The sequence below is a fragment of the Roseomonas rosulenta genome (assembly GCF_016106005.1).
In the GTDB taxonomy this organism is placed as follows: Bacteria; Pseudomonadota; Alphaproteobacteria; order Acetobacterales; family Acetobacteraceae; genus Neoroseomonas; species Neoroseomonas rosulenta.
In genome coordinates this window covers 1-6,446 of record NZ_JACADR010000255.1, presented here as the reverse complement: position 1 = coordinate 6,446, position 6,446 = coordinate 1, and the positions used below count along the sequence as shown (strand labels likewise).

The 6,446-nt window shown below is 70.5% G+C and carries 5 protein-coding genes; 2 read left to right on the top strand and 3 right to left on the bottom strand.

Going from position 1 to position 6,446, the window contains the following annotated elements; translation table 11 throughout:
* Window positions 1–60: 60 nt before the first annotated feature.
* Together HW578_RS21255 and HW578_RS21250 are read right to left on the bottom strand one after the other, a co-directional pair.
* Window positions 61–1,194, bottom strand: a complete 1,134-nt coding sequence (locus HW578_RS21255) for a bifunctional 2-methylcitrate synthase/citrate synthase (RefSeq protein ID WP_198372717.1) — start codon at window positions 1,192–1,194, stop codon at window positions 61–63.
* A gap of 163 nt (window positions 1,195–1,357) precedes the next feature.
* Entirely contained in the window at window positions 1,358–2,884 is a 1,527-nt protein-coding gene (locus HW578_RS21250) for an MmgE/PrpD family protein (RefSeq protein ID WP_198372716.1), read from the bottom strand.
* Between the two features lie 105 nt (window positions 2,885–2,989).
* Here HW578_RS21250 and HW578_RS21245 point away from each other — a divergent pair, with 105 nt between their 5' ends.
* Window positions 2,990–3,913 (top strand): LysR family transcriptional regulator, encoded by a 924-nt coding sequence (locus HW578_RS21245; protein WP_198372715.1) that lies wholly within the window; start codon window positions 2,990–2,992, stop codon window positions 3,911–3,913.
* A gap of 16 nt (window positions 3,914–3,929) precedes the next feature.
* Here HW578_RS21245 and HW578_RS21240 read toward each other — a convergent pair whose 3' ends face one another.
* Entirely contained in the window at window positions 3,930–4,796 is an 867-nt protein-coding gene (locus HW578_RS21240) for a phosphonopyruvate hydrolase (RefSeq protein WP_198372714.1), read from the bottom strand.
* Window positions 4,797–4,901: 105 nt separating this feature from the next.
* Here HW578_RS21240 and HW578_RS21235 point away from each other — a divergent pair, with 105 nt between their 5' ends.
* Window positions 4,902–6,293 carry a dihydroorotase gene (locus HW578_RS21235; protein ID WP_198372713.1) on the top strand — a complete coding sequence of 464 codons (1,392 nt, stop codon included), beginning with the start codon at window positions 4,902–4,904 and terminating at the stop codon, window positions 6,291–6,293.
* The last annotated feature ends 153 nt before the right edge of the window (window positions 6,294–6,446 follow it).

The window sequence follows — 6,446 nt, the reverse complement described above, 5'->3', positions numbered from 1 at the left end:
GGCCGCGCCGCGAGGAGCCGACGCCGCGCGCATCGCCGGTGCGCGGCGTCGGCACCGCGCTCACCCGCGCGACGCCAGCGGCACCACCGCGCGCTCGGCCACGCCGGTGTAGTGCGAGAGCGGCCGGATCAGCCGATTGTCGGCGGCCTGCTCCAGCACATGCGCCGCCCAGCCGGTGATGCGCGAGCAGACGAAGATCGGCGTGAACATCGGGATGTCGAAGCCCATCAGGTAGTAGGCGGGCCCGGCCGGGAAATCGAGGTTCGGGTGGATGTTCTTCTCGGCCAGCATCACCCGCGCCAGCACGGCGGAGGTGTTCATCCAGCGCTTGTCGCCCACCACCTCGGCCATGATCTCGGCATACTTCTTCATGGTGGGCACGCGCGAGTCGCCGGTCTTGTAGACGCGGTGGCCGAAGCCCATCACCAGCGCCTTGTGGTCGAAGCGGTCCCGCAGCCAGGCCTCCGCCACCTCGGGGGAGGGGATCTCCTTGAGCATGTGCATCACCGCCTCGTTCGCCCCGCCATGCAGCGGACCCTTGAGGCTGCCGATCGCCGCCGTGATGGCGGAGTGCATGTCCGACATCGAGGAGGTGACCAGCCGCGCGGTGTAGGTCGAGGCGTTGAAGGTGTGCTCGGCATACAGGATCATCGAGACGTCGAAGGCCTTGATGACCTCGGGCTGGGGCACCTTGCCGAAGACCATGTGGAAGAAGTTCTCGCAGAAGGGCAGGCCGGGATCGGGCGCGATCGGGTCGAGCCCCTTCGAGATCCGGTTGGTCGCCGCCACCGCGGTCGGGATCTTGGCCAGCAGGCGCATCGCCTTGCGCCGCTGCGCGGCGTCCGAGATGTCGCCCGCCTCCGGGTCCTCCATGCCCATGAAGGAGACCGCGGTGCGCAGCGCGTCCATCGGGTGCGCCGCCTTGGGGAATTCCGCTAGCACCCGCAGCAGGGTCGGGCTCAGCGCGCGGTTCGCCTTCTCCTGCGTGCGGAACGCGGTGAGCTGCGCCTGGTTCGGCAGCTCGCCGTTCCAGAGCAGGTAGGCGGTCTCGTCGAAGGACGCGTTCTCGCACAGGTCCTGCACCGGGTAGCCGCGGTAGGTGAGGGAGTTGGTCTCGGGCATGACCTTCGAGACGGCGGAGACGTCGGCATAGACGCCGACCAGGCCCTTCTTGATGTCGGGGGTGTCGCTCATGGCTTTCCTCGTGCGTGCCTCGGGGCTTGCGGCGGGCACGCGCGGCGCCCGCCGATGAACGGGGTTTGGTGGCGGGCCGGTTCAGGCCTCCGCTCCCGCCCCCCGGGGCCCCCGCGAAGCGACGCTTCGCGGGGCGGGGTGGCGCTTCGGCCATCGGGCCGCCTTAGAAGATGCCGGGCTTGCTCTCGAGCAGCCCGCCGGCCGGCAGTGCGACGTTCAGCGCGCCCAGCTCGCCCGCCTTCAGCCTGGGCAGGTCCTGCACCACCTCGATGAAGCGGTTGGCCTCGCGGGCCGACAGGATGCCCTCGGTGAGCGTGCGGAACTTGTGGATGTACTGGTCGCGGGCGAAGGGGCGCGCGCCGTTCGGGTGGGCGTTGGCGACACCCAGCTCATCGACGATGCGGCTGCCGTCCTTCATCACGATCTCGACCCGCCCGCCGAAGGCGAGCTCGTCCGGGTCCTTCGAGTGGTACTTGCGGGTCCACTCGGGGTCTTCCTTCGTCTCGATCTTGTGCCACAACCGCACGGTGTCGGCCCGCCCGGCGCGCCGGGGCGCGTAGCTGTCCACGTGGTGCCAGCGCCCGTCCTGCAGGGCGACGGCGAAGATGTACATGATCGAGTGGTCGAGCGTCTCGCGCGACGCCTTCGGGTCCATCTTCTGCGGGTCGTTCGCCCCGGTCCCGATCACGTAGTGGGTGTGGTGGGAGGTATGGATGGTGATCTTCTCGATCGCGTCGAAGTCCGTGATCTGCTCGCGCATGCGGAAGGCCAGGTCGATCAGCGCCTGGGACTGGTACTCGGCCGAATGCTCCTTGGTGTAGGTCGCCATGATGGCGCGCTTCGCCTCGCCGGCCTCGGGCAGCGGCACCTGGTAGTAGACCGGGCCGTACACGTCCTGCCGGTTCGACCGGCCGGCCAGCACCCAGGCGATCACGCTGTCCTCGCCCTCATATATAGGAGAGGGCGCGCCCTCTCCGCGCATGCAGCGATCGACCGCCTCGACCGCCAGCTTGCCGGCATGGGCGGGGGCATAGGCCTTCCAGGAACTGATCTCGCCCTTGCGCGACTGCCGGAAGGACACCGAGGTGTGCAGCGCCTGCTGGATCGACTGGAAGACCACCTCCTGCTTCAGGCCCAGCAGCGTGCCGATGCCGGCGGCGGCGGCCGGGCACAGGTGCGCGATATGGTCCACCTTGTGCTCGTGCAGGCAGATCGCGCGCACCAGGTCGACATGGAGTTCATAGCCGGTCGCGAGGCCGCGGATCAGGTCGCGCCCCGACTTCCCCATCGCCTGCGCCACCGCGAGGATCGGCGGGATATTGTCGCCAGGGTGGGAGTAGTCCGCGGCGAGGAAGGTGTCGTGCATGTCGAGCTCACGCACCGCCGTCCCGTTCGCCCAGGCCGCCCATTCCGGGGAGACGGTGGTGGCGGACTTCACGCCCATCACCTGCGCCCCGCCCGCCTTCTTCGCATGCCCCAGCGCCATGCCGCGCGCCGAGACCACCGGGCGGCGGTTGATCGCCGCGATCGCGACCGACGCGTTGTCGATCACCCGGTTGATGATCATCTCCTGGACGTCCTTCTCCACCGGGACCTTGTCCACGGCGACGCCCGCCATCTTCCAGGCGAGCTGGTCCTCGCGCTTGAGCAGCGACTTGGACGGGTGGACCTTGACGGGGTGGAGTTTCATGGGCGCGCTCCCTTGGCGAACGAAGTTCCGCGCTTTTTGTGCGCCCGTCGCGCGTGATCGTCCAATCCGATTGACCGTCACGCCGGATAGGGTTTCCGTATCGCGATGGATTTCCGCCTGGTGCGCCGGCTCGGACATTTCCTCGCGGTGGCGGAGGAAGGCCACTTCGGCCGCGCCGCCGCGCGGCTGGGCATATCGCAGCCACCGCTGACCGCGCAGATCCAGGCGCTGGAACGCGAACTCGGCGTGCGCCTGCTGGAGCGCACCGGCAAGGGCGCACGCCCCACGCGCGAGGGCGAGGCGCTGCTGCCGCTCGCGCGCCGCGTCGCGGGCAATGCGGCGGATCTCGAATCGCTGGCGCGTGAATTGCGGGCCGGGCGCTCGGCGCCGGTGGCGATCGCCTGTGTCACCTCCGCGCTGTTCGACTACCTGCCGCCCCTGGTGCGCGCCATGCAGGCGGCCCGCCCCGACGCCGCGATCGGCGTGCGCGAGATGGACACGGCAGATGCCCTCGAAGCCCTGCGGCGCGGCGAGGTGGACCTGGCCTTGCTGCGCGCGGACCGAGAGGTACCGCCAATCCGCCTGCGCGCGCTCGGCGAGGACTGCCTGGTCGCAGCCCTGCCGCAGGGCCATCCACTGCTGGCCGGGCCCGACCCGCTGCCGCTCGCGCTGCTGGCGGAGGCGCCGATGCTGGTGCTGCCGCGCGCGATCAGCCCCGCCTATTCCGATGCCATGACCGCCGCCTGCCGCGCTGCCGGCTTCGCGCCGGTGGCGGTGCGGGAGGTTGGCTCGGCGATGGCGCAGCTCGGCTTCGTCGCCGCCGGGCTCGGGGTCGCGCTGGTGTCGGAGGGCATGGCGCGGCTCAATCCGCCGGGTGTCGCCTTCCGCCGCCTGGCCGGCCCGGTGCGCGGCGTGGGCGTGGTGCTGGCCTGGAATACCGAGCGCGAGAGCGAGGCGACGCGCCAGGCGGCAGCACTCGCCGAAGGGCTGTTCCCGGCCGCCCCCCGTCCCGGGGAGGCGGCGGCGTGAGGCCCGGCACGCGCGCTCAGCGCAGGAACCGCGCCTCGACCTCGCGCATGTGGCTGTCGCCCTGAAGGGCGAAGATGTCGGCCACGCTCGCGATGCGGTCCTCCACTCCGGCGATGCCGCCCTCGGCCAGGATGGTGGCGAAGGTCGCGCGCATCGCGGCCACCGCGGCGCGGATGGCGTGGTTGCCGCAGATGATGAGCCCGACCTTCTCCAGCGCCGCGACCTCGGCGAAGGACAGGCGCGGATAGGCGGTGGGCACCAGCACCAGCGGCACGCGGCCGGGCCAGGCGTGGCAGAAGGACAAGATCTCGTCCGGCGTCTTCTGCTTGGAATGGATCAGCACCGCATCGGCGCCGGCCTCGGCATAGGCGGCGCCGCGCCGGAGCGCCTCGGCCTCGCCGAGCCCTGCGATGAGCGCTTCCGTCCGCGCGATGACCAGCGGGCCGCCGTCGATGCGGGCGGCTTCGATCTTGCCCTGGAATTCCTCGATGCGGACCAGTTCCTGCCGGCCCTCGGCGCGCAGCGAGGAATCCTTGGGGAAGGTCTTGTCCTCCATGACCACGGCGGCGACGCCGGCGGCGGCGTAGCGCGGGACCAGGTAGGCGACGGACACGGCATTGCCGCCGCCGGTGTCGATGTCGGCCACCACCGGCGCGTGCTGCACCTCGACCATGGCGCGCATCGCCGCGAGATGCGTCTCCCAGGACAGGATCGACGCATCGGGCACGGCATGCGCGGCCGAGAGCTCGAAACCGCTGCCCCAGACCGCATCGAAGCCGGCCTCGGCGGCGAGCTTTGCGCTGAGCGCATTGTGCGCCGACATCGCGATGGCGGGGCGGTGGGGGTTGAGGCGGGCGCGCAGGCGTTCGGATGCATCGGTCATGGGGCGATGTTCGGCGCTTGCGGCGCGGGGCTCAAGCCGGGCGGGGTGGGCAGGCTGCGTCCGCGGCGGTAGCCTCCCGCCCGATCCTGCCTGGAGACCCACCGTATGTCCGACGCCACCCCCTTCGACCGCGTGATCCGCGGCGACATCGTGCTGACCGACCGCGTGCTGCGCGATGGCTATGTCGCCATCCGCGGCGAGACGATCGCCGCGATCGGGGAGGGGGTCAGCCCGCCGGCGAAGGACATGGTGGATTTCTCCGGCAAGTACGTGCTGCCTGGCCTGGTGGACGGGCACATGCACACCGCATCCTCGCGCGGATGGCCTGGCATAAAGGGGGCGTCGCGCACCGCCGCGGCCGGCGGCGTCACCACCTGCGTCGACATGCCCTATGACGTGCCGCGGCCGGTGACGGACGCGTCCATCCTCGCCGAGAAGATCGAGCACGTGAACCGCCTGTCCCATGTCGACATGGCGCTCTACGGAACGATCAAGAAGGAAGGCGGCATCGACGCCATCGCCGGCATGGCCGAGGCCGGCGTGTGCTCCTTCAAGCTCTCTACATATGAGTACGACCCGGTGCGCTTCCCGCGCATCGACCACCCGACCATGGTCGCCGCCTTCCGCGAGATCGCGAAGACCAACCTGATGGTCGCGATCCACAACGAGGACCAGGAGATCGTGGTCCGCTTGACCGAGGAAGCGAAGGCCGCCGGCCACACCCAGCCCATCTGGCACTGCCGCACCCGCCCGCCGCTGTGCGAGACCATGGCGGACCTCGAGATCTTCGAGATCGGGTTGGAAACGGGCGCGCATGTCCACATCGCCCATTCCTCGCTCGCGCGCGGCTTCGAGATCGCCGAGGTGTTCCGCCGCATGGGCGGCAAGGCCTCGGGCGAGGCCTGCATCCAGTACCTGTGCATGACCGAGGAGGACATCATCCGCCTCGAGGGCTTCGGCAAGTGCAACCCGCCCTTCCGCACGGCCGAGGAAGTGAACCGCATGTGGGAGGCCTTCGCCGCCGGGCAGATCGCCTATGTCTCCACCGACCACGCGCCCTGGCCGTATGATCGGAAGGTCTACAAGGGCGACATCTTCAGCGTGGGCGCGGGCCTCACCGGCCTGCAGTCCTTCGCGCCGCTGATGTACACGCTGCTGTCCGAACGCTCGCTGCCGGTCACGCTGATGGCGAAGTACTGCGCCGAGCGCCCGGCGAAGTTCCACGGCCTGTTCCCGAAGAAGGGCGCGATCCGCGTGGGGGCCGACGCCGACTTCGTGGTGCTCGAGACCGGCGACTTCACCTTCGACGCCAAGGACATCCAGGACGACGAGGATGCCCGCTGGTCGCCCTATGACGGGCGGCGCGTCTCGGCGCGCGTGGCGGCGACGTATCTGCGCGGCGCCTGCATCTGGGACGGCAAGGCGGTGATCGCCACGCCGGGCACCGGTCGCTTCGTGCCGCGGCAGCACAACGGGACCTATGTCGGGGAGGAATGAGCGCCCGCCGCGCCACTGGGTGAAGCGCCCGCCGCGGCCCTCGCGCGCGGGTGCGGCGCCGCCGCCAAGGGTGAAGCCTGGCTTCGGCCAGGCCGCGCTGGCGCTGGCCGCGGGGCTGGTGCTCGGGCTGCTGGGCGCGAGCCTCGCCGCCCA